Annotated in this window: 23 protein-coding genes; 11 read left to right on the forward strand and 12 right to left on the reverse strand. The window is 67.9% G+C overall.

Annotation, left to right across the window (positions count from 1 at the left end):
• Positions 1–3: 3 nt before the first annotated feature.
• The 3 genes from ACFCQI_RS00370 (at position 4) to ACFCQI_RS00380 (ending at position 3,164) form a co-directional block, all read left to right on the forward strand.
• A complete protein-coding gene (locus ACFCQI_RS00370) occupies positions 4–1,485 on the forward strand; it encodes a glycine betaine ABC transporter substrate-binding protein (protein WP_395119299.1) in 1,482 nt (493 codons plus the stop codon).
• Positions 1,486–1,541: 56 nt separating this feature from the next.
• The gene (locus ACFCQI_RS00375) at positions 1,542–2,120 is read left to right on the forward strand and encodes a hypothetical protein (RefSeq protein ID WP_395119300.1); all 579 of its coding nucleotides are present in this window, start codon (positions 1,542–1,544) and stop codon (positions 2,118–2,120) included.
• 156 nt (positions 2,121–2,276) lie between these two features.
• Positions 2,277–3,164: a DMT family transporter gene (locus ACFCQI_RS00380; protein WP_395119301.1), complete on the forward strand. Its 888-nt coding sequence runs from the start codon at positions 2,277–2,279 to the stop codon at positions 3,162–3,164.
• 19 nt (positions 3,165–3,183) lie between these two features.
• On the opposite strand, the gene ACFCQI_RS00385 is transcribed toward ACFCQI_RS00380, so the two are convergent.
• The 3 genes from ACFCQI_RS00385 to ACFCQI_RS00395 form a co-directional block, all read right to left on the reverse strand.
• Entirely contained in the window at positions 3,184–3,834 is a 651-nt protein-coding gene (locus tag ACFCQI_RS00385; protein ID WP_395119302.1) for a 2'-5' RNA ligase family protein, read from the reverse strand.
• A gap of 152 nt (positions 3,835–3,986) precedes the next feature.
• Positions 3,987–4,250 carry a DksA/TraR family C4-type zinc finger protein gene (locus ACFCQI_RS00390; RefSeq protein WP_395119303.1) on the reverse strand — a complete coding sequence of 88 codons (264 nt, stop codon included), beginning with the start codon at positions 4,248–4,250 and terminating at the stop codon, positions 3,987–3,989.
• A 38-nt stretch (positions 4,251–4,288) separates the two neighbouring features.
• On the reverse strand, positions 4,289–5,053 hold the full coding sequence (locus tag ACFCQI_RS00395; RefSeq protein ID WP_395119305.1) for a hypothetical protein: 765 nt from the start codon (positions 5,051–5,053) through the stop codon (positions 4,289–4,291).
• Between the two features lie 133 nt (positions 5,054–5,186).
• Between ACFCQI_RS00395 and ACFCQI_RS00400 the strand changes: the two genes are divergently transcribed.
• The 6 genes from ACFCQI_RS00400 (at position 5,187) to ACFCQI_RS00425 (ending at position 10,790) form a co-directional block, all read left to right on the forward strand.
• The gene (locus ACFCQI_RS00400; protein WP_395119307.1) at positions 5,187–6,956 is read left to right on the forward strand and encodes an acyl-CoA dehydrogenase family protein; all 1,770 of its coding nucleotides are present in this window, start codon (positions 5,187–5,189) and stop codon (positions 6,954–6,956) included.
• 23 nt (positions 6,957–6,979) lie between these two features.
• A complete protein-coding gene (locus ACFCQI_RS00405; protein ID WP_395119309.1) occupies positions 6,980–7,393 on the forward strand; it encodes an OsmC family protein in 414 nt (137 codons plus the stop codon).
• 203 nt (positions 7,394–7,596) lie between these two features.
• The gene (locus tag ACFCQI_RS00410; RefSeq protein ID WP_395119311.1) at positions 7,597–8,145 is read left to right on the forward strand and encodes a cytochrome oxidase; all 549 of its coding nucleotides are present in this window, start codon (positions 7,597–7,599) and stop codon (positions 8,143–8,145) included.
• Positions 8,142–9,629, forward strand: a complete 1,488-nt coding sequence (locus tag ACFCQI_RS00415) for a cbb3-type cytochrome c oxidase subunit I (RefSeq protein ID WP_395119313.1) — start codon at positions 8,142–8,144, stop codon at positions 9,627–9,629. Before ACFCQI_RS00410 ends, ACFCQI_RS00415 begins: the two co-directional genes overlap by 4 nt.
• On the forward strand, positions 9,601–10,218 hold the full coding sequence (locus ACFCQI_RS00420) for an SCO family protein (RefSeq protein WP_395119315.1): 618 nt from the start codon (positions 9,601–9,603) through the stop codon (positions 10,216–10,218). The genes ACFCQI_RS00415 and ACFCQI_RS00420 overlap by 29 nt, the downstream gene beginning before the upstream one ends.
• On the forward strand, positions 10,215–10,790 hold the full coding sequence (locus ACFCQI_RS00425; protein WP_395119317.1) for a hypothetical protein: 576 nt from the start codon (positions 10,215–10,217) through the stop codon (positions 10,788–10,790). The genes ACFCQI_RS00420 and ACFCQI_RS00425 overlap by 4 nt, the downstream gene beginning before the upstream one ends.
• An 18-nt stretch (positions 10,791–10,808) precedes the next feature.
• Here ACFCQI_RS00425 and ACFCQI_RS00430 read toward each other — a convergent pair whose 3' ends face one another.
• From ACFCQI_RS00430 to ACFCQI_RS00440, 3 genes are all read right to left on the reverse strand, one after another.
• Entirely contained in the window at positions 10,809–10,985 is a 177-nt protein-coding gene (locus ACFCQI_RS00430) for a hypothetical protein (RefSeq protein ID WP_395119319.1), read from the reverse strand.
• A 5-nt stretch (positions 10,986–10,990) separates the two neighbouring features.
• Positions 10,991–11,230 (reverse strand): hypothetical protein, encoded by a 240-nt coding sequence (locus tag ACFCQI_RS00435; RefSeq protein WP_395119321.1) that lies wholly within the window; start codon positions 11,228–11,230, stop codon positions 10,991–10,993.
• A 376-nt stretch (positions 11,231–11,606) separates the two neighbouring features.
• Positions 11,607–13,301 carry an AsmA family protein gene (locus ACFCQI_RS00440; RefSeq protein ID WP_395119322.1) on the reverse strand — a complete coding sequence of 565 codons (1,695 nt, stop codon included), beginning with the start codon at positions 13,299–13,301 and terminating at the stop codon, positions 11,607–11,609.
• Between the two features lie 119 nt (positions 13,302–13,420).
• On the opposite strand from ACFCQI_RS00440, the gene ACFCQI_RS00445 reads away from it, so the two are divergent.
• Complete coding sequence (locus tag ACFCQI_RS00445) at positions 13,421–14,080, forward strand: glutathione S-transferase family protein (protein WP_395119324.1); 660 nt, start codon at positions 13,421–13,423, stop codon at positions 14,078–14,080.
• A 48-nt stretch (positions 14,081–14,128) separates the two neighbouring features.
• Here ACFCQI_RS00445 and cycA read toward each other — a convergent pair whose 3' ends face one another.
• From cycA to ACFCQI_RS00465, 4 genes are all read right to left on the reverse strand, one after another.
• Entirely contained in the window at positions 14,129–15,508 is a 1,380-nt protein-coding gene (gene cycA, locus ACFCQI_RS00450; RefSeq protein WP_395119326.1) for a D-serine/D-alanine/glycine transporter, read from the reverse strand.
• Between the two features lie 93 nt (positions 15,509–15,601).
• Positions 15,602–16,177 (reverse strand): 2'-5' RNA ligase family protein, encoded by a 576-nt coding sequence (locus tag ACFCQI_RS00455; RefSeq protein WP_395119328.1) that lies wholly within the window; start codon positions 16,175–16,177, stop codon positions 15,602–15,604.
• 67 nt (positions 16,178–16,244) lie between these two features.
• Positions 16,245–16,940 (reverse strand): histidine phosphatase family protein, encoded by a 696-nt coding sequence (locus ACFCQI_RS00460; protein ID WP_395119330.1) that lies wholly within the window; start codon positions 16,938–16,940, stop codon positions 16,245–16,247.
• 98 nt (positions 16,941–17,038) lie between these two features.
• Entirely contained in the window at positions 17,039–18,382 is a 1,344-nt protein-coding gene (locus tag ACFCQI_RS00465) for an amidohydrolase family protein (RefSeq protein WP_395119332.1), read from the reverse strand.
• Between the two features lie 314 nt (positions 18,383–18,696).
• Here ACFCQI_RS00465 and ACFCQI_RS00470 point away from each other — a divergent pair, with 314 nt between their 5' ends.
• A complete protein-coding gene (locus tag ACFCQI_RS00470) occupies positions 18,697–19,140 on the forward strand; it encodes a MarR family winged helix-turn-helix transcriptional regulator (protein WP_395119334.1) in 444 nt (147 codons plus the stop codon).
• A 384-nt stretch (positions 19,141–19,524) separates the two neighbouring features.
• Here the strand turns inward: ACFCQI_RS00470 and ACFCQI_RS00475 are convergent, their stop codons facing one another.
• A complete protein-coding gene (locus ACFCQI_RS00475; protein WP_395119336.1) occupies positions 19,525–19,845 on the reverse strand; it encodes a helix-turn-helix domain-containing protein in 321 nt (106 codons plus the stop codon).
• Positions 19,838–20,212 (reverse strand): type II toxin-antitoxin system RelE/ParE family toxin, encoded by a 375-nt coding sequence (locus ACFCQI_RS00480; RefSeq protein ID WP_395119338.1) that lies wholly within the window; start codon positions 20,210–20,212, stop codon positions 19,838–19,840. Before ACFCQI_RS00480 ends, ACFCQI_RS00475 begins: the two co-directional genes overlap by 8 nt.
• Between the last annotated feature and the right edge of the window lie 3 nt (positions 20,213–20,215).

The raw sequence follows: 20,215 nt of genomic DNA on the forward strand, positions 1-20,215 counted from the left end.
GGCATGCCTGCCCGCATCGCCATCGTGCTGCTCGCCGGCCTGCTGCCGGCGCTGGCGATCGCGCAACCGGTGCGGATCGGCTCCAAGCAATTCACCGAGTCGGTGATCCTGGGCGAGATCGCGCGACTGGCCGCACGCGATGCCGGCGTCCAGGCCGTGCACCAGCGCGAGCTGGGCGGCACCCGCATCCTGTGGAAGGCCCTGCAGCAGGGCGACATCGACGCCTACCCCGAGTACACCGGCACACTGACCCACGAGCTGCTGCAAGACGTGCCGGCCGACGCCGACATCGCCACCTTGCGCGCCCGGCTGGAACCGCTGGGCATCGGCATCACCGACCCACTCGGTTTCGACAACACCTACGCGATCGGCATGCGTCAGGACGAGGCGGCGCGACTGGACATCCGCCGCATCTCCGACCTGCGCGCACACCCGTCGCTGCGCTTGGGCTTCTCCAACGAGTTCATGGACCGCGGCGATGGCTGGCCGGGTTTGCGTCGCGCCTATGCCCTGCCGCAAACGAAGGTCAGCGGGCTGGATCACGTGCTGTCCTACCGCGCGGTGGCCAGCGGCGCGGTGGATGCGATCGACCTGTACAGCACCGACGCGGAGATCCCCTACTACCACCTGCGCACCCTGCCCGACGACCGCCACTACTTCCCGCGCTACCAGGCGGTGTTCCTCTATCGGCTGGCGCTGGAGCGGGACGAGCCCGCCTTCGTCGCCGCCCTGCGCCGCCTCGCCGGCCGCATCGACGAGCAGGCGATGCGCGCGATGAATGCCGCGGTGAAGCTCGACGGCCGCCGCGACAGCGCGGTGGCCGCCGACTTCCTCGGCACCCGCGTCGAGGCGGGGCGGCGCGGCCTGTGGCAGCGGCTGCGCCAGCGCAGCGTGGAGCACGTCGAGCTGGTGGCGAGCTCGCTGGGCCTGGCGCTGGCGCTGGCGATCCCGCTCGGCATCGTCGCCGCGCGTCGGCGCCGGCTGGGGCAACTGGTGATCGCGGCCACCGGCGTGCTGCAGACGGTGCCGTCGCTGGCGATGTTCGTGTTCATGATCCCGTTGCTGGGCATCGGCACCTGGCCGGCGGTGGCCGCGCTGTTCCTGTACAGCCTGCTGCCGATCGTGCGCAACACGCATGCCGGCCTGGTCGGCATTGCGCCGGAACTGATGGAATCGGCCGCGGCACTGGGCCTGCCACGGCGGGTGCGGCTGCGCCGCATCGAATTGCCGCTGGCGATGCGCTCGATCCTGGCCGGCATCAAGACCGCCGCAGTCATCAATGTGGGCACGGCCACCCTGGCCGCGCTGATCGGCGCCGGTGGCTACGGCCAGCCGATCCTCACCGGCATCCGGCTGGACAGCATCCCGCTGATCCTGGAAGGCGCGATCCCCGCGGCGGTGCTGGCGCTGCTGGTGCAGGGCCTGTTCGAACTGGTCGAGCGCTGGCTGACGCCGCGCGGGCTGCGCCTGCAGGCGCGGCAATAAACGGCCGCAAGGCGGCGTCGGCTATCCTGTGGCGGGTTCACTGCGAGATTGTCGACATGTTTCGATCCCTGTTGTTGTCATTGATTCTGACGGTCACTCCGCTCGCCGTGCATGCCGCCGCACCGGCCGAGACCGCGCTGGCCGACCTGCCGAACGTGTCGTTCCCGGCGCCGCATCGGGTCGCATCGGGCAGGTTGCAGGCCGATGACGTGGCCGCCCTGCAGCGAGCCGGCATCAAGCAGGTAATCGACCTCAGCGTGGACAGCGAGACGCCGCGCTTTGACGAGGCCGCCGCCATGCGCGCGGCGGGCATCGACTATCACAACCTGCCGATCCACGGCGCCGCCGACCTGACCCGCAACAACGTGGTGCAGTTCGACCGCCTGCTGCACCAGGCCGGCACGCAGGAAACCCTGGTGCATTGCGCGAGCAGCAACCGGGTCGGCGCGATGATCGCGCTGCGCGCTGCCTTGATCGACGGCAAATCGACCGAAGCCGCGCTGGCAGAAGGCCGCCGCTGGGGCATGAAGAGCCTGGAGCCGGCCGTGCGCGAACGCCTGCAGGCGTGGTCGGGCAATCCGCAACACGGAAGGCAGGAGCAGAGCCTGCCCGCATCCGGCGGCACAACGCCGTAGGGCGGCACCGCCCGCCGGCTCTTGTCACAGTGTGAAGCGGCGGGCATTGCCCGCACGGCGCCGAGGCGGAATGGGCTACCATGCGCGCCTCCCACGTCCTTGCGCGGCACCGCCCTGGCTCCGATCCCCCCCTCGTCGCCCGTAACCGCACTGCCCTTGCGCGCGGTGTTGCTGATGCTGGCCAGCGCCAGCCTGTTTGCCCTGATGGCGGTGGTGATCCGGCTGGCCTCGGCGCAACTGCACCCGTTCCAGATCACGTTCTTCCGCAGCGCGTTCGGCACGCTGTTCGCGCTGCCGCTGCTGATCGGGCCGGGCTGGTCGCTGCTGCGCACGCCGCGCTTCGGTTTCTACGTGATGCGCTGCGTGCTCGGCATGGGCGGCATGCTGGCGGGCTTCTGGGCAATCGTGAACCTGCCGCTGGCCGAGGCGGTGGCGCTGTCGTATTCGTCGCCGCTGTTCGTCACCATCGGCGCAGTGATCTTTCTCGGCGAGGTGGTGCGCCGGCGCCGCTGGACTGCGGTGATCGCCGGCTTCATCGGCGTGCTGGTGATCGTGCGCCCCGGCAGTGCCGCGTTCGCACCGGGCAGCATGGTCGCGCTGCTGGCGGCCGGGCTCACGGGCGCGGTGACGATCAGCATCAAGTCGCTGACCGGCAGCGAGCCGGCCGACCGCATCGTGCTGCTGACCACCTTGCTGTGGGTGCCGCTGTCGCTGCCTGCGGCGCTGTCGGTGTGGCAATGGCCGCACGCCGGCATCTGGCCGTGGCTGGTGCTGTCCGGCGCGCTGGGCACCGGTGGCCACTACTGCTGGACGCGAGCGCTGCGGCTGGCCGAGGCGTCGATGCTGGCGCCTTTCAGCTATCTGCAGTTGCTGATCGTGGCGGTGCTGGCGTGGTGGATCTTCGGCGAGGCGGTGGATCACTACACCGCGCTGGGCGCGGCCATCATCATCGGCGCCAGCCTCTACATCGCCCAGCGCGAGCACGCGCTGACGCGACAACAGCGCACAAGCACGCCGCAGGTCCGCGCGGAGCCGCCAATCTAGGCCTCCGCCGACCAGCGCCTCATTCGTCAGGGAGTGCCGGCAAGTCAGGCATGTTGGCCAGTTCGGCCAACATGTCGATCGCGGCCGGGGCGGGCTCGCTCGCCAGCGGCCAGCGGCCGATCACTTCATGGCTGGCCTGGCCGAAGAAGCTGCGGATCAGCACGAACTCCTCCGCGCGCCACCGGATCGGGTTGATCGATTCCTCGATCGCGTCGATCGCCGGCCCGTGCTGCAAGGCCACGTGCGGATGGAAAATGGAGACGCCGTTGACCTGCAATCCCTGCGCGCGCTGCGCGGCAGCGATCGCCTTGCGCAGCTCCAGCGCCGCCGCGGCGGTGACCGGGTCCGCGCACAGCACGAAGGGAAACTGCCCGCCGGTGGGGATGCAGCGCATGGCGGCGTCCAGCGTGATCGTGAACGCGTTGCCCCGCACCGCGGCGCCCGCGGCCAGCATGGCGCGCTCCGGCGACAGCTGCGGCCGTTCGGGCCGGCCCATCGGGCACAAGGCAAGGTGCAGGTTGTCGACCGACACCGGCACGCCGCTGGCGCGCTGCGAGCGGCGAAAACGCGCGGCCACGTTGGCGATCTCCACGCGCGCGTGGCCGTCGGGGCGCACCGCGAAGAAATAATCGATGCCTGCGGCAAGTTCGGCGGGGGGCGTCGGGGTCAAGCCGGTACCTCCACGACAGTCGCTGTGACGAATGCTGTTCGCAACACCATACTCCGCGCCGCACAAGCCGGGTGTGATCCGCGTCGCCGGCCACGGCGTTCGCCAATGACCGGACCCGCCGCCGGCCATGCTGCCCGGCCCCTGACACCGGCTCAGCGCAGTTGGCTGTCCTTGCTGCCGCGGCGGTTGTACAGGCTGGCGGCACGCTCGCTGTCGCGCTCCTGCTGGCAGGCCACGCACAAGCGCACGCCGGGCACGGCGGCGCGGCGCGCCGCGGGGATCGGCGCTTCGCATTCCTCGCAATGGGTCAGGCCCGGGCCCTTGCGCAATTGCTGGCGCGCCCGCTGCACACCGTCATTGACGGTGGCATCGATCTGATCCTGCACGGCGCCGTCGCCGGCCCAGCCGGTTGCCATGGTGCTGCCTCCGCGAAGCAGGGTCGCGGGCAGGCCGCTCAGTGCGCCTTCGCCCGCAAACCCTGGATATATCCAAGCTCAGCCAACGACTTGGGTTCGCCGGGCACGAGTTTCAAGCAACCCTGGTAGGCCCCGGTCGCCTCGTCGAGGCGATGCAGCTCAACCAGCGCGTAGCCCTGGCCGCGCAGGGCCACGCACTTCAAGCGGACGGCATCTTCGGGGGTGGCGCCACTGATCCCCGCATCGCCCTCCGCTTCCTGGTACAGGGCCAGCATCTTCTCCCAGTCACCGCTGCGCTGGTAGGTGAACGCAAGTTCGCTCTTGTACTGGCTGTCCATCGGCGACAACGCCAAGGCCTTCTCCAGCTCGGCACGCGCATCGGCGTAGCGGGCCATCTCGCTGTAGGCGTAGCCGCGCGCCCAGTACGCCTGCGCCCAGGCCGGGCCGATCACCTGCACGGACACGTCGGCGTTGCCGTTGACTGCCTTGGCGCCCATGCCGGCGTAGGCCAGCGCATCGACCAGACCGCGGGCGCAGAACACCTTGCCCGGCTTGCCCGCGTAGATCGCCTCGTACTTGAGCACGACCTCGGTCAGCGGCCCGTCGATCGCCAATTGGATCCTGCCGGCCTCGATCATCTTCAGCGCGTCGAGCACCTTCTGCAGGTCGCGGTCATCGGCACCCTGGCCCGATGCGTCGACCGACAAGGCGATGGTACTGGCCGGCTTGACCGCGGCATGCGGTGCGCAGCCGGCCAACGCGAGCGCGGCGGCCAGCGTCGCGACGATGGCGAATCGTTCCATGGACGTCCCCCAGGCATGACGTCCGGCGAGCATAACCGAAGCGGCGGCGCAGGCAGGCTGCGTCGATTCGCAACATGGCCGCGCGCGGCGGAAGTGCCAGAATGGCGTTTCGCCCGCCATCGAGTCATGCGTCATGAGCCCGTCGTCGCCCGCCTCTCCCGCTCCTTCCGCGCTGCGCAGCGACGACAGCGTCGCCAAGCAGCTGTTCCTGGGCAACATCCTCGAGGAAAACCTGTTCCCGTACCCCGAGATCCGCGCGCGCGACAAGGAGATGCTGGGTGCGATGACCGACGCGATCGACCAGTTCCTAGCCGACAAGGGCGCCGAGCTGAAGCAGTACGACCGCGACGCCGAGCAGCCGGCCGAGTTCATCCAGGCGCTGCGCGAGATGGGCCTGTTCGGCCTGATCATTCCCGAACAATTCGGCGGCATGGAGCTGTCCAACGGCGCCTACGCGCGGGTGCTCGGCCAGACCTCCAGCCACGACAGCTCGGTCTCGCTGACCATCGGCGCGCACAGCTCGATCGGCATGAAGGGGCTGCTGCTGTTCGGCAGCGACGAGCAGAAGCAGCGCTACCTGCCGAAGCTGGCCAGCGGCGAGATGATCGCCGCGTTCTGCCTCACCGAATCCGGCGCGGGTTCCGACGCCGCTTCCATCCGCACCAAGGCCGTGCGCAACGACGACGGCAGCTGGACGCTTTCCGGCGAGAAGATCTGGATCACCAACGGCGGCATCGCCGATTTCTACACCGTGTTCGCGCGCACCGACACGCCCGAGGGCAAGATCACCGCGTTCATCGTCGAGGCGAAGTGGCCGGGCGTGAGCCACGGCCCACACGAGGACAAGATGGGCATCCGCGCATCGAGCACCACCACGGTCGCGTTCGCCGACGTGCGGGTGCCGCCGGAAAACGTGCTGGGCCCGGTCGGCAAGGGCTTCAAGGTGGCCATGAGCATCTTGAACAGCGGCCGCACCGGCCTGGGCGGCGGCGCGGTCGGCGGCATGCGCTCGCTGATCCGCCTCGCCTGCGCGCAGGCGAAGGAGCGCAAGCAGTTCGGCCAGCCGATCGCCGAGTTCGGCCTGGTCCGCGAGAAGATCGCGCAGATGACGGTGGACTGCTTCGCCGCTGAAAGCGCGGTGTGGATGGTGGCGCACCTGATCGACGGCGGCGGCAGCGACTACTCGGTCGAGGCCGCGATGAGCAAGGTGTTCGCCAGCGAGGCGGTGCAGCGCGCGTCGTACGAGGCGCTGCAGATCGCCGCCGGCAACGGCTTCATGCGCGAGTTTCCGTACGAGCAGATCACCCGCGACACGCGCATCCTGTCGATCTTCGAAGGCACCAACGAGATCCTGCGCCTGTACATCGCGCTGTCCGGCCTGAAGGGCGTGGGCGCGGGCCTGAGCGAGCTGAAGGCGGCGGTGGGCGACATCTTCAACGACCCGATCAAGGGCTTCGGCGTGCTCGGCAGCTACACCGGCCGGCGCATGCGCGAGGCCACCGGCTACGGCATCGACCGCATCGCGCACGAGCTGTCGCCGCGGCTGCGCAAGGTCGCCGCCACCTACGAGAAATACACGGTGGAGCTGTCCAAATCCTCCGATGCGCTGCTGCGCCGCCATGGCAAGAAGGCGGCCGACATGCAGCATGCGCAGAAGCGCCTGGCCGACATCGCGATCGACCTGTTCGTCGGCCTGTGCGTGCTGTCGCGCGCCGACAGCCTGGCGCAGCAGTCGCATCCGGCCGCCGAGGAAGCCATGAGCATCGCCGAGGTGTTCGCGCGCCAGGCGCGCCGCCGCATGGCGCGCAACGTGCGCGGGCTGGAGCGCAACGAGGACGAGGCGATCGAGCAGCTGGCCGGCGCGGTGCTCGCGCATGACGGCTACCTGTGGGACGTGATCTGAAACCCGACCAAGGAGAACCCGCCATGAGCATCCCCACCGTCCGCGCCAGCACCGGCAGCGCGCCGTACGCGGTCGATTTCACCGACGACCAGGGCAACCGCTGGCACGCCGACGAGCCGCTCGAGGAAGGCGGCGCCAACACCGGCCCGGCGCCGCACCGGCTGCTGCTGTCCGCGCTGGGCGCCTGCACCGCGATCACGCTGCAGATGTACGCGGCACGCAAGCAATGGCCGCTGCAACATGTCGACGTCGAACTCGCGTTCAATCCCGACGGCACGCCCGAGTCGGGCAACGACATCACTCGCGTCATCACCCTGCAGGGCGCGCTGGACGACGAGCAGCGCGAACGCCTGCTGCAGATCGCCAACAAGTGCCCGATCCACAAGGTGCTGACCGGCGAGATACGCATCGCCTCGCGACTCGGCAATTCCCCTTGACACGTCGATGCCGCGGCTCGGGCCGTGCTTCGACAGGCGGCCGTGTCGGCGTCACGCACGCCGCAAACACGGCCGCCCGGACGGCCGTTCCGGGACAGGCATCGCAGGACCCACCACGACCTCCTCCGCCACCGTGCCTTGACACCGCTGCCGATACGGCGTAGACGGGCTTGGACGTGGCGCTTTCCGGGGAGAGAACGACCATGATCTTCCAGAACGTGATCTGGGCCATCACGCTGACGGGGATGGGGCTGGTGGCACTGGGCTTCGTCTATGCCATCACCCAGGCCGGCAGGCCGGCCGAAGCCGCCGAGGCCGCACGCGTCAACCGACGTTCCATCACCTTGCGCCGCGGACTGTTCCTGGCGCTGCTGCTGCTTGGCATCGGGATCGCCTGGGCCAGCCTGCGGCCCTTTCCCATCCCGCCGCAGCACGCACCACTGCAGGCAACGCAGGTGGTCGACGTGATCGGCCACCAATGGACCTGGGACGTCAGCCAGACGCACTTGAAGGTGGGTGAACCGGTTGAGTTCCGGGTGACCGCCAGCGACGTCAACCACGGCTTCGCGATCTACGCACCTGACGGCCGCATCGTCACCCAGACCCAGGCGATGCCCGGATTCACCAACAAGATCCTCTACACGTTCGACACCCCGGGCACCTACCGGATCATGTGCCTGGAATACTGCGGCGTCGCACACACCGGGATGACAACCGAACTCGAGGTTGCTGCCGCGGGGGACAAGCCATGAGCTCGCTCGAACTTTACCCGCTGGACGAGAGGCTGCCACGCGGCGAACGCGTGATGTTCAACCTCTACATGATCACCGCCCTGCTGCTGTTCGTGCTGATGATGCTGCTCGGCCTGACCATGCGCATGACCCAGGCCGAGTGGACACCGGTCCTGGCCGGCATGTTCTACAAGATCATGACGATGCACGGGGCCGGCATGGTCGGCACCATGAGCCTGGCCAGCACCGCCGTCATGTGGTTCTTCCTGCGCAAATACGTGTCGTTGCACCTGTGGGCGTTCGTGAGCAACTACGTGCTGTTCATGCTGGGCGCGCTGTGCATCATCTGGGCGGTGTTCATCGGCAACTTCGCCAGCGCATGGACCTTCCTCTACCCGCTGCCGGTGCACTCGATGGGCCTGTGGAGCAGCGGCGCAGCCGCCGCCTTCATGATCGGCTACCTGCTGATCGGCGTGGGCATGCTGCTGTTCTACCTTGACGCCGCCGCGGCGATCATTCGCCGCTACGGCAACCTGGGTCGCGGACTGGGCCTGCAATGGCTGTTCGGCGGCACGATCGACCCGACCCATCCCAAGGCCGTCGTGGCCGGCACCATGGTGATCATCGCCAACTCGCTCGGCATCCTGGCCGGCGCGGTGGTGCTGGTGATGTGCCTGATCAACCTCTACGACCCCGAGATCGCGCTCAACGCACTGGTGGTGAAGAACCTGATCTACTGGTTCGGCCACATGATTATCAACGCCACCATCTACATGGGCGTGATCGCGGTCTACGAACTGCTGCCGCGCTACACCGGCAAACCCTACGGGATCTCGCGGCCGTTCCTGTGGTCGTGGGCGGTGAGCACGGTGTTCGTGATCATCGTGTTCCCGCACCACCTGCTGATGGATTACGCCGAGCCGCGCTGGATGCTGGTGATGGGCCAGATCATTTCCTACGCCGCCGGTTTCCCGGTGTTCCTGGTGACCGCGTACGGCGTGCTGACCAACATCCACCGCTCCGGGCTGCGCTGGAAGATGCCCTCGATGCTGGCCGTGCTGGCGCTGTTCGGCTGGGCCGCGGGCATCGTGCCGGCGATCATCGACGGCACCATCAGCGTCAACCGGGTGATGCACAACACGCAGTGGGTGCCGGGACACTTCCACTTCTACCTGCTGCTGGGCGTGTTGCCGATGATCCTCACCCTGCTCTACCACGTGGTCGGCAGCCGCCGGCGCGCGCCGGTCAACAGCGGCGCGGATCGCACCGGACTGTTCCTGTACGTCGTCGGCGGCATCAGCTTCTGCATGGCGTTCCTGTACGCCGGCCACGTCAGCGTGGCGCGGCGCTTCGCCGTGCACCTGCCGGAATGGGTGCCGACCGACCGCGTCGGCTCGGTCGCGGCGATGGTGTTGATCCTGGGCATGCTGGTGTTCGCGGTGCGCATCATCGTCGGCCTGCTCAAGGCACCGGCCGATGCCGATCCTTCGCACCCTGCTGGCTAGCGGACTGCTGCTCGTGCTCGGTGGCGCCGCGCTGACGGTCGCCACCGACGGCTTCCAGGCGTTCACCAGCGAAACTGCGCGCCGCCTCGCGGTGCGGCGCGACCCACCGCTGGTACCGGCGGTGCTGCTGGAAACCCAGTCCGGCGCGCGGCTCAACCTGGCCGACCTGCGCGGTCGCTGGGTACTGGTCGACTTCGTCTACACCCGCTGCCTGAGCTGGTGCCTGGCGCTGGGCGGAGAGTTTGCGCAACTGCAGGACCAACTGGCTGCACCGCTGGCCGAAGACAAGCTGGTTCTGCTCAGCATCAGCTTCGATCCGGCGCACGACACCCCTGCGGAACTGTCCGCCTACCAGGAGCGCTTTCGCAGCCGCGGCCACGGCTGGATCGCCGCCCGGCCGATGAGCGATGAAGGCTCGCGCCAGCTGCTGCGCACGTTCGGCGTCACCGTGGTGCCGGACGGGATGGGCGGCTACGTGCACAACGCCGCGATCCAGGTGGTCGACCCGCAAGGGCGGCTGGTGCGAATACTCGACACCGGCAACACGCAGACCGTGGCACAAACCGTGCGCGACGACATCGAACGATGATCGCCCGCTGGCCACGCCTGGCTCCGAGTACGGCCGCCGTGCTGTTCGCAGCCCTGCTGCTGCCACCGGCACGGGCGTGGCTGGAAGGCCGCATGAGCTTGCAGATGCTGGTGCAGATACCGCTGTTGATCGGCACCGGTTGCCTGCTGGGCGGCGCGTTGCCGCCGCGACTCGCTGCAGGCATCGCGCGCTGGAACCACCACGGCATCACCAGCCTGGTGCTGGCCACCCTGGCCGGCATGTTCTGGATGCTGCCGCGCTCGCTGGATGCGGCGGTCAGCGAACCATGGATGGCGTTCGCGAAGTTCACCAGCGTACCCTTGCTGATCGGGCTGCCGCTGGGCCTGGGCTGGCCGCGCATGGGCTTCGTGGTGCGTGGCGTGTTCCTGCTCGAACTGATCGCCACGTTCTTCCGGCTGGGCTGGTTATACCTGGTTTCGCCGGTGCGCCTGTGCAACAACTACCTGCTCGACGACCAGCAGCGCTCGGGCATGGCCATGCTGGTGATCGGCGGCCTCGTGCTGGCCGGCGTGGCCATCAAGCTGGTGTGGGGGCGTTTCGACCGGCAGTGAGCGGGCACCGCGGCTCCATCAGGCCCGCTGCGGCGCACGCAACCGGCGCAGCGAGTGACGGGTTATCGCGATCTCGCGCCAGTCATCGGCCGGCGCCCCAAGCGCCGCCTCCTGCTGTTTCTCGACCAGCGCGATGCGCAGGCCGCTGCCTTGCAGCGAGCGGGCAAAGCACAGGCCGGCTGATCCGCACGCCATCGACGTCAGCCGCCGCAACCGCCGCAGCAGATCGACGGCAGTTGCACTACCTGTGCCGGCGTCACCGCCCAGCCGAGCTGGCGCAACACTTCGATCAGGTCCGTCGCGGACGCCGCCGCGGACACGCGCATCACCAGGCCGCTCATGTCCAGGTCGACCACGGCGGTCGGGTCGACGTTGAACAAGGCGTCCTGCACCACCACCGGCTCGGGCGACCCGCCGGTCAGCGCAATGTGGAATTCCATGGGATACCTCGCTTCACCGGCATGTGTGCGGTGCTGTCGGGACCGATGCTGGCCCGCACTGCGCGGTGACGCCTTGACTCCAGTCAAGTCCCGTCACGGCGAACGATCCGCGCCACGTCCCGCGCGCGACGCCAGTCTGCAGCAAATTGCCGCAGGCCTCGGCGCGACAGGCTCGGCGGCGACGCGGGAGCTTCGGGTTCGACGCGCCCCATGCCGGGTATCGGTCGCCCGGGATCACGCACAGCGCCTCCCCGAAACCAGACCGACGTGGCTGGATAGACAGCATCCATGCCGGGCTGACCAGATCAGGGTTTCCGTACTCGCCGCTTCCCCTTTTGGGGCCTGGCTCCGGATTGCCTGCCCGTTGCCCTCGTCCTCATTGCTTCTTGCGCGAATCCAGCACGCCCTGCAGCAGGCTGTTCAGGGCATCCTGCTTGCCGGATTTGCTCGCCGGCCGGGTCTCGGCTGCCGGGCTGTTGCGGCTGGCGTCACCGCCCAGCAAGCCGGCGACGGCCGAAGGATCGAGCTTGAAGCTGGGCGCGCTCGCGGTGCCGCCGACGTGCATGCCGACGCCATGTTCGGACGCGCTGCCGAGCACGCCGCCGAGCAGGCGCCCGGCCTTCGAATTGCGCAGCAGGCCGGCGGATGCCTGGTCACCGCCGGCCATCGCCTGATCGAGCTTGACCAGCATGTTGAAATCGAGCCGGCCGTCGGCAGCCATGCCGCCCTTGCCGGTGAAGCTGCCCAGCTCGGCGATCTCCGCGCTGGCCGGCTCGGCGTGGATGCCGGAGGGTGCGATCTTAAGCGTCGCGGCGGCGTGCCGAATCACCGTGTCCCGCGGTGCCTTGATGCCCGCCAGCGACAGCACCCCGCCGAGTTTCGAGGCCAGGCTGTAGCCGGCCAGGCGCGAGTCGTCGAGGGTTACCGGGCCGCTGATCACCAGCGCGTCGAGCGGGCCGCGCGCGCGCAGGTCCACGCCCACGCTGCCGCCGCTGAGGCGCGAGTCTTTCGGCAGCACCACGCCGAACACGGGCAGCAGCGGTTGCAGGTCGTCGACCGGCAACGCCTTGCCGCGCAGGTGAAGATCCAGCCCGATCACCTTGCCACGGTTGTCGAAGCTGCCGTCGACGGCGAGCTTCGCGCCGCCGCTGCCCAGCGTGCCTTGTTCGATGCGGCCGGTGCCGTCGAGCAATCGGTAGCTGGCCTGGTAGTCGATGCGCAGCGGCTGCGGCGACGGCGAACCGGACGCCACCAGTTTGAGCCGGCGCGCGTCGATGCCGCCCTTCGACGTCAGTACGCCCTTCGCCGAGCTGATCCGCGAGTCGATATCAAGCAAGCCGCCGACGCCGTCGGCGCTGCTCATCAGGCCGGCGCCGACCAGGTCCAGCCCCTGCATCACCAGATGCGCCTCGACCGGCGTCAGCAGTGCGTCCTTCGCGTCCCATGGGCCGAGCGTGCCATCCAGTTTCAGGCTGCCGCCGCCGGCGATGTCGGCGCCCATCGAAAACGGAAACGCCGCACCGAGGCCCACATGGTCGGCGCGCAAATCCACTTTCCGATAGCTGCGCGCATCGCCGGCCGCGCGCTGCAGGCCGATGCGACCATCCGCGATCCGCAACCGGTCGACACTGAACGCGGGCGGTGGAGCCGACGAGGCACTGGCGGCGGGTGTCGCCGCCGTGCCGTTGCCGAAGTGGGAGAAGTTCCACTGGCCGGCACGATTCTGCAGCAGGCGCACCACCGGCTGGTCCAGCGTCAGCGAGGTGATCTGCACCTGCCTGTGCAGCAGCAACGGCCACAGCTTCACGCCAAGCTGCAACGATTTCGCGCTGACGAACGGCTTGTCGCCGAACGCCGGATCATCGCCGATGCGGATCTCGTCGGCATCCAGCGAGCCGGACCAGATCGAAACGTGCAACTGGCCCAGCGTCACCTCGCGGCCGAGCGCCTGCCCCAGGCTGGCCTGGATCTGCGGACGGAAGTGGTTGGCGTCGACCAGCAGCAAGGCGCCGCCCGCCACGATCAACACCAGCAGCACCAGGCCGAGCAAACCGAGCAGCAGGCGTTTCATGACCGTCACCTCGCGCAATTCTGTCGTGTGCCGATACTAGGAGCGTCGAGCTTCACCTGTCGATTCCGCGCGCCTTCGTTCGTCGCCTTCGCGTACCCTCCCCTATCAGGTGTCCCACGATGACCCTCAAGCTCTACGCCCACCCCTTCTCCTCCTACTGCCAGAAGGTGCTGATCGCGCTGTACGAGAACGACATCGCGTTCGAATGGCGCGTACTCACGCCGGACGACGCGGCCACCGACGCCGAGTTCACCGCGCTGTGGCCGATCCGGCGCATGCCCCTGCTGCGCGACGGCGAACGCACGGTGATCGAATCGAGCATCATCATCGAGTACCTCGACCGGCATTACCCCGGTGCCGCACCGCTGATTCCCTTCGACGTCGACACCGCACTGGAGGCGCGCGCGATGGACCGCTGCTTCGACCTCTACGTGCAAACCCCCGTGCAGAAGATCGTGTTCGACAGCCTGCGCCCCGCCGCCGACCGCGACCCCAGCGGCGTGAACGAGGCACGCGCGAGGCTGGATACCGCCTACGCCTGGCTGGACCGGAAACTCGCCGGCCGCCACTGGGCCACTGGCGGCGATTTCAGCCTCGCCGACTGTTCTGCCGCGCCCGCGCTGTTCTACGCCGACTGGACCCATCCCATTCCGGCGGACTTCGCCAGCGTGCTGGCCTATCGGCAACGCCTGCTCGCGCGCCCTTCGTTCGCCCGGGCGGTGGACGAGGCGCGGCCCTACCGCTCGTACTTTCCGCTCGGCGCACCCGACCGCGACTGAGAGCCGCATCCCGCCGGATTGCCCGCAGCGGGACAACAGACATTCGGCTCATGCGCGGCGCGCCCGGCGCCCCTTCCACGCGTAACCGATCCCCAGCAGCACGAACCACACCGGACTCGCAATCAGCGCCTCGCGCGTATCCGGCTGCAGGCTCAGCAGTACCAGCACGAACACGAAGAACGCCAGGCACACCCAGCACATGAACACGCCGCCGGGCATCTTGTAGATCGACGCCTCGTGCAATTGCGGGCGCTTGCGCCGATAGGCCATGTAGGCAAACAGGATCAGCGACCACACGAACATGAACAGCACCGCTGACACCGTGGTGACCAGGGTGAAGGCGGTGACGAGGTCCGGAATCAGGTAGATCAGCGCCGCGCCCAGCAGCAGGCAGAAGCACGAGAACAGCAAACCCAGTGAGGGCACCGCGGCGCGCGACAGCCGCCCGAAGGTCTTCGGCGCGTGCTTCTCCGCGGCCAGGCCGTACAGCATGCGGCTGGTGGAGAAGATGCCGCTGTTGGCCGACGAGGTGGCCGAAGTCAGCACCACGAAGTTGATCAGGCTGGCCGCGGCCGGGATGCCGGCCAACACGAACAGCTCCACGAACGGGCTCTTGCTCGGTTCCACCAGGCGCCACGGCGTGACCATCATGATCGCCAGCAGCGCCAGCACGTAGAAGATGATGATGCGGATCGGGATCGAGTTGATCGCCTTGGGCAGGTTGCGCTGCGGGTTGGCGGTTTCCGCCGCGGTGGTGCCGACCAGCTCGATGCCGACGAAGGCGAACACCGCGATCTGGAAGCCGGCGAAGAAGCCGCTCATCCCCTTCGGGAAGAAACCGTCGTCGTTCCACAGGTTGGCCACCGAGGCCTGGTGCCCGGTGGGCGAGGTAAAGCCCCAGGCGACCAGCGCGAAACCGGTGACGATCAGCGCGCAGATCGCCACGATCTTGATCAGCGCGAACCAGAACTCCATCTCGCCGAACAGCTTCACCGTGACCAGGTTGAGGCTGAGCAGCAGCAGCACGCACAGCACGGCGGGGATCCATGGCGCCAACCCCGGAAACCAGAACTGCGTGTACGCCGCGATGGCGATGACGTCGGCGATCGCGGTGATGATCCAGCAGAACCAGTAGGTCCAGCCGCAGAAGAAACCGGCCCACGGCCCGAGCAGGTCGGTGGAGAAGTCGATGAACGACTTGTACTCGAGGTTGGACAGCAGCAGCTCGCCCATCGCCCGCATCACGAAGAACAGCATCACGCCGATGATCAGGTAGACCAGCAGGATCGAAGGCCCGGCCAGGCTGATCGTCTTGCCCGAGCCCATGAACAGGCCGGTGCCGATCGCACCGCCGATGGCGATCAGTTGGAGATGTCGGTTGGAAAGGCTGCGGCGCAGATGGTCGGGTTGTCCCGGCAATGCGGTCATGCGTCGAGCCTTTGTGATGAGGAAGGCGACAACATACAGAAAACCGGGCTCCGCGTGCACTCCTGCGTCACGCGCCGGACGTACCGCCTGCGCTCAGGCCAGCGGCCAGCACCCAAGCCGGATATGCCGTGTCCTGCCCAGCAGGCTGTGCACCAGCACGAACTCGTCGACGCGCCAGCCGATCGGCGCCACGGGTTCGGCGGCCACCTTGCGCGCATCGTATGCCAGGGTGACGTGCGGCTCGAAACCGGCCCCGGCCGGCACCACGCCTGCCTCGCGCAACAGCACGGCGAGTTGCGCCTGGAAGGCGCGCAGCGGTGCATTGCCGCCATCGGCGCGCAGCACGAACGGCAGCTTGTCGCGCCGGCCGTCGAAACTCGCCACGCGGTCGAACATCACTTCGAAAGGCACAACCTGCACCCGCGCCGCCGCCTTCACCGTGGCCTCCACCACATCCGGCGGCAGTCCGGCCCAGTCGCCCAGATGAAGCAGGGTGACGTGGAAACGTTCGGGCAGCAGCGGTCTGCCGCGCAACCCGTGGCGGGCGCATTGATCGGCGGCAAGCGCATTCAATCGCGCCACGGTGGACTGCTCGGGGAACACCGCCAGGAACAATCGATCCGTGGGGGCCGCAGGCGCGAAGCCGGGGAGTGAAGTCTGTGCTGTCATGCCCGTCACCATCCGCGGTCATCGCCGAGGCGCGGCACCGGCAAGTTGAGTTCGTGTCCGTCCATCGCTATGGCAACGCCGGAATCGCCAGGCTGCGTTCCGGATCGCCGCTGGCGCCCGTGCGCAGGCTCGGCGGAATGTGCCCGACGTCGCCCACCGAGATCACCTTGAAGCTGCCATCAGCCTCCACCCGGATGCGGGTGATGCTGGCGTTGCCCACCGACATTTCCAGCCAGGCTTGCGGGTCGACGCCCAGCGCACGCACCACCATGTTGCGGATCACGTTGCCGTGGCAGACCATCAGGTCGGCCTGTTCGTGGCCGGATGCGGGCTTGAAGTAGCGCGCGAACAGGCGATCGAATTGCGCCTTGCACGCGGCCAGGTCGGCCGGCTTCTCCTTCGCCATGATCGCGGCCCGGCGCGTCGGCGGCGTGCACTCGGCCAGATCGTCGACCACCTCGAAGCGACGCCCCGGGAAGTCCTCGCCGATCAACGCCGCCGTATCGCGCGCACGCTGCACCGGGCTGACATACATCGCATCGAAACGCGTCGGCAACCCGGCCAGCCGCGCACCCGCCAGATGCGCCTGCGCCACCCCGAGCGGCGCCAGCTGCGGCCCCAGCTTCGGATCGGCTTTCGCATCGGGCAGGTAATAGCCGTGGCGCACCAGCACGATGGTGCGGGCAGCCGGCGCCGCCACATCGGCCGCGTGCAACGGGGCGATCAGCAACACCAGGCACAACCAGGGGAGCAGCCTTTTCATCACGAGCCATCCTGCAGCGGGTGTGGCGTCGAATGGTACCCGCTGCACGTCGTCATTCCCGTGCACCGGCATCCATGGCCATGCATGGGGCCATTCCTTCAACGCAGTCCCACCGTGCCCTCGGCAGCCTTGACCAGCTTCGCCGGGTCGTAACCCACGCCATCCTTGAACACGAGGGTGACGTTCTCGATGTCCTTGATGCGCTCCGCCGGGTTGCCCCTGACCAGCACCAGGTCAGCCGCCTTGCCCACGTCGATCGAGCCGATCTCCTTTTCCACGCCCATGAAACGCGCGCCGTTCAAAGTGGCGATCCGGATGGCCTGCACCGGCGTGAAGCCCGCCTCCACCAGCAGCTCCACCTCACGCTGGTCGCCATAGCCCGCGATCACGCCACCGTAGCCGGTGGGATCGAGGCCGGCGAGCAGGGTGCCACCGGCCTCGACGAAGGCGCGTTCGAAAGCCATCTCCAACTTGAACGCCTGCGGCCACGGGGAATCCTTCATCGCCGCGACGCGCTCGCGCGCCTTCAGGTATTCGACGCGGGCCTGCGGCAACATCGCGTCCAGCACCCGCGCATCCTGCGGCGCGCGGCCGGGCACGAAGGTCTCGAACACCGGCAGCGTAGAGGTCACCGCAACGCGCTTCGCCACCAGATGCTTGATCAGCGCCCGGATTTCCGGGTCGTCGACGTTCAGCGTCGCCAGGCGCGCCACCGCGGCCTTGGTGTCCGGACACACATCCGGCTGCTTGCCGGGGCTGAACTCGGTGTCCACGAACAAGCCGTGCTCGAGATCGTCGATGCCGAGATCCGCCGCTTCGGTGAAGCCGATCGAACACAGGTGGCCGGTCACCTTGATGCCGCGCGCATGCGCCGCCGCGATCGCCGCCGACAACTCGGCGCGGGTGATGTGCATGTAAGCCTTGAACGACGTCGCACCCTCGTCCATCCAGTAGTTCACCGTATCGCGCGCGTCGGCGGCATCTGCCAGCTCGTGCATCTGCGGCGTGAAGCTGCCCTTGCCTTCCAGATACGGCCCGGTGGTGTGCATCTTCGGCCCCGGAATACGGCCCGCGTCGATCGCCTTCTTCAGCGCCAGGTCGGTGTAGGGCTCGGTGCTGCCGGTGGTGCGGATGGTGGTGACGCCGCCGGCGAGGTACAGCTTGGGAAAACTCGACGCCTGCTCCGGATAGATCGCCTCCTTCGCCGCGGGATTCACCTTGGGCGCGGGATAGAACATGTGGTCGTGCATGCCGACCAGGCCGGGAATCAGCGTCTGCCCGCTGCCGTCGATGACCGTCGCGCCCTCGGGCAAGGCCACGTGGCGCCCGACCGCCGCGATGCGCCCGTCGCGCAGCAACACCGTCTGGTTCTCCCGGGCGGGCGTGCCGTGGCCGTCGATCACCCGCACCTGGGTGATCGCCAGCAGTGGCTGGGCGTGCACGACATAAACCTGCGCCGGAGACGACAACACCGGCATGGCGGCCCGGGCCGGCGACGCGGCCCCGAACGCGGCGCAGACCACAACCAGGGCGAACGCCCGCACTGTACCCCTGCCACGAAGATTCGACGAACGATGCATGACTGCCCCCGGTTTGCGTGATGCACGGTTCCACTCGACCGCGCCGGGCGGAATGTACGCCCAGCGCCGCCGCCGGGGAATGGCTTGTCGCGACCAATTTGTCATGTATGTTGACTATCAAGTACACGGACTAATGAGTTGCCATGTCCCGCACACCTCACTGGCACGAGCAAGTCGTGACGCCGGCCCTGCTCCGCCACGCGCGAACCATTTACGGCACGGCCATGCGCCGGGCGCTGGGCAACGCCGGCTATCACGATATTCCGAAGAACGGCCTGTACCTGATTGGCGGCATGGCACTCCACGAGCGCGGCGTGCCGCTGGGGGAACTGGTCCGGGAGTTGCGCGTGTCCAAACAGGCCGCCAGCCAGCTCGTCGACGCACTGGTGGCGAGTGGCTACCTGCAGCGTGCCGCGGACGAAAACGATCGCCGCAAGCTGGTCGTGACCCTGACTCGACGAGGCCGCGCCGCCGCGGAGGTGCAGGCGAAAGCGCGCGAGCAGGTCGACGCCGAACTGCTTGCGCGTGTCGGTGCCCGCGCGGTCAGCACCACCCGCAGGACGCTCGCCGCCCTGATCGACCTCGGCCAGCCCGGCGAAAGTGGCCACCGACACGACTGAGCCGCTTGCTGGAACCTTTGCTCCAGCCCACCACCTGAGCGATGCCGCGCGGTTCGCGTACGTGTCGGCATCGCCCGTACCCGCCGGGCCTGGTACTGGGCCCACATCGATGGCCATCGACTGGCGCTCGCGAGCCAACGCTTCTTCGACGGCGAGAGTGCAGGCCATTGCGCCGCGACCACCAGCCCGATCAGAACCGACCCCATCGCGCGGCATCATTGCCGCCCATTCGGGACACCGCCAAGGATGCTCTTCGCGCGCAAGGCGACATCCCTTTGGCTCACCTAAAATTCGCGGTGACGCTCGCACGGAATTTGTTGCCCGCGATTTCAGCGCATGAGCCCGCTCGCGGTGATACTCGGCTGCGTCGAGCCCGTTCGCTTCCTACAAAACTGCCTCCAGCCCCTTGCGATCAATCAGGTTCAGCAGCTTCAGCGAAGGACCGCTGGGCTTCTTCTCGCCGATTTCCCACTTCTGCACGGTGGAAACGCTGGTATTGAGCACGGCAGCGAAGACGGCCTGGCTGACCTTCGAATTCTCGCGGATCAGCTTGATCTTGCTTGCGCCAATGTCCGGCACGGCGAGATGGCTCAGCGCTTCGTACTCGTGCATACGGCGCTTGCTGATCACACCAGCCCGATGCAGGCCTGTGGCCGTCTCGTGGACTTCGGCAAGAATGCGGCTCTTGCGGACTTTGTTAGTCATGGTCTACCTCCACAAGTTCGTCGGCTTCCAGCGCGGCGGCAAGAGCTTTGTCGTCCTGACCAAGAAGATCTGACGCCAGCTCCTGCAGCGCGCGAAGCTCATGCTTGTCGATATTGGCTCGTTCGTTCTTGCCGAAACCAAAGATGAAGTACCAGCGGTCGCCTCGATTGGTGGCGACGATGGTTCGTGCGCCTCCGCGCTTTCCACGGCCGGGCAAGGCAATCCGTTTCTTGACCAACTGTCCGCCGAGGTCGGCATCGATCAGTCCTGCCTCCATCTCGATCACCGACTGGAACAGATCAGGATCGGCCAGACCCGTCTTGCCCATCCAACGGCTGAACGTCCGTGTTCTGAAAATCCGTTTCATGGC

It is taken from the genome of Rhodanobacter sp. FW102-FHT14D06, from assembly GCF_043950705.1.
GTDB lineage: Bacteria > Pseudomonadota > Gammaproteobacteria > Xanthomonadales > Rhodanobacteraceae > Rhodanobacter.

What these genes read in the sequence shown, in the direction of transcription:
- ACFCQI_RS00375 (WP_395119300.1), top strand. Translation starts at nt 1,542, where the DNA reads ATGTTTCGATCCCTGTTGTTGTCATTGATTCTGACGGTCACTCCGCTC.
- ACFCQI_RS00430 (WP_395119319.1), bottom strand. Translation starts at nt 10,985, where the DNA reads ATGGCGTGCGGATCAGCCGGCCTGTGCTTTGCCCGCTCGCTGCAAGGC.
- ACFCQI_RS00440 (WP_395119322.1), bottom strand. Translation starts at nt 13,301, where the DNA reads ATGAAACGCCTGCTGCTCGGTTTGCTCGGCCTGGTGCTGCTGGTGTTG.
- ACFCQI_RS00415 (WP_395119313.1), top strand. Translation starts at nt 8,142, where the DNA reads ATGAGCTCGCTCGAACTTTACCCGCTGGACGAGAGGCTGCCACGCGGC.
- ACFCQI_RS00405 (WP_395119309.1), top strand. Translation starts at nt 6,980, where the DNA reads ATGAGCATCCCCACCGTCCGCGCCAGCACCGGCAGCGCGCCGTACGCG.
- cycA (WP_395119326.1), bottom strand. Translation starts at nt 15,508, where the DNA reads ATGACCGCATTGCCGGGACAACCCGACCATCTGCGCCGCAGCCTTTCC.
- ACFCQI_RS00395 (WP_395119305.1), bottom strand. Translation starts at nt 5,053, where the DNA reads ATGGAACGATTCGCCATCGTCGCGACGCTGGCCGCCGCGCTCGCGTTG.
- ACFCQI_RS00420 (WP_395119315.1), top strand. Translation starts at nt 9,601, where the DNA reads ATGCCGATCCTTCGCACCCTGCTGGCTAGCGGACTGCTGCTCGTGCTC.
- ACFCQI_RS00445 (WP_395119324.1), top strand. Translation starts at nt 13,421, where the DNA reads ATGACCCTCAAGCTCTACGCCCACCCCTTCTCCTCCTACTGCCAGAAG.
- ACFCQI_RS00425 (WP_395119317.1), top strand. Translation starts at nt 10,215, where the DNA reads ATGATCGCCCGCTGGCCACGCCTGGCTCCGAGTACGGCCGCCGTGCTG.
- ACFCQI_RS00370 (WP_395119299.1), top strand. Translation starts at nt 4, where the DNA reads ATGCCTGCCCGCATCGCCATCGTGCTGCTCGCCGGCCTGCTGCCGGCG.
- ACFCQI_RS00400 (WP_395119307.1), top strand. Translation starts at nt 5,187, where the DNA reads ATGAGCCCGTCGTCGCCCGCCTCTCCCGCTCCTTCCGCGCTGCGCAGC.
- ACFCQI_RS00460 (WP_395119330.1), bottom strand. Translation starts at nt 16,940, where the DNA reads ATGAAAAGGCTGCTCCCCTGGTTGTGCCTGGTGTTGCTGATCGCCCCG.
- ACFCQI_RS00410 (WP_395119311.1), top strand. Translation starts at nt 7,597, where the DNA reads ATGATCTTCCAGAACGTGATCTGGGCCATCACGCTGACGGGGATGGGG.
- ACFCQI_RS00480 (WP_395119338.1), bottom strand. Translation starts at nt 20,212, where the DNA reads ATGAAACGGATTTTCAGAACACGGACGTTCAGCCGTTGGATGGGCAAG.
- ACFCQI_RS00390 (WP_395119303.1), bottom strand. Translation starts at nt 4,250, where the DNA reads ATGGCAACCGGCTGGGCCGGCGACGGCGCCGTGCAGGATCAGATCGAT.
- ACFCQI_RS00455 (WP_395119328.1), bottom strand. Translation starts at nt 16,177, where the DNA reads ATGACAGCACAGACTTCACTCCCCGGCTTCGCGCCTGCGGCCCCCACG.
- ACFCQI_RS00475 (WP_395119336.1), bottom strand. Translation starts at nt 19,845, where the DNA reads ATGACTAACAAAGTCCGCAAGAGCCGCATTCTTGCCGAAGTCCACGAG.
- ACFCQI_RS00435 (WP_395119321.1), bottom strand. Translation starts at nt 11,230, where the DNA reads ATGGAATTCCACATTGCGCTGACCGGCGGGTCGCCCGAGCCGGTGGTG.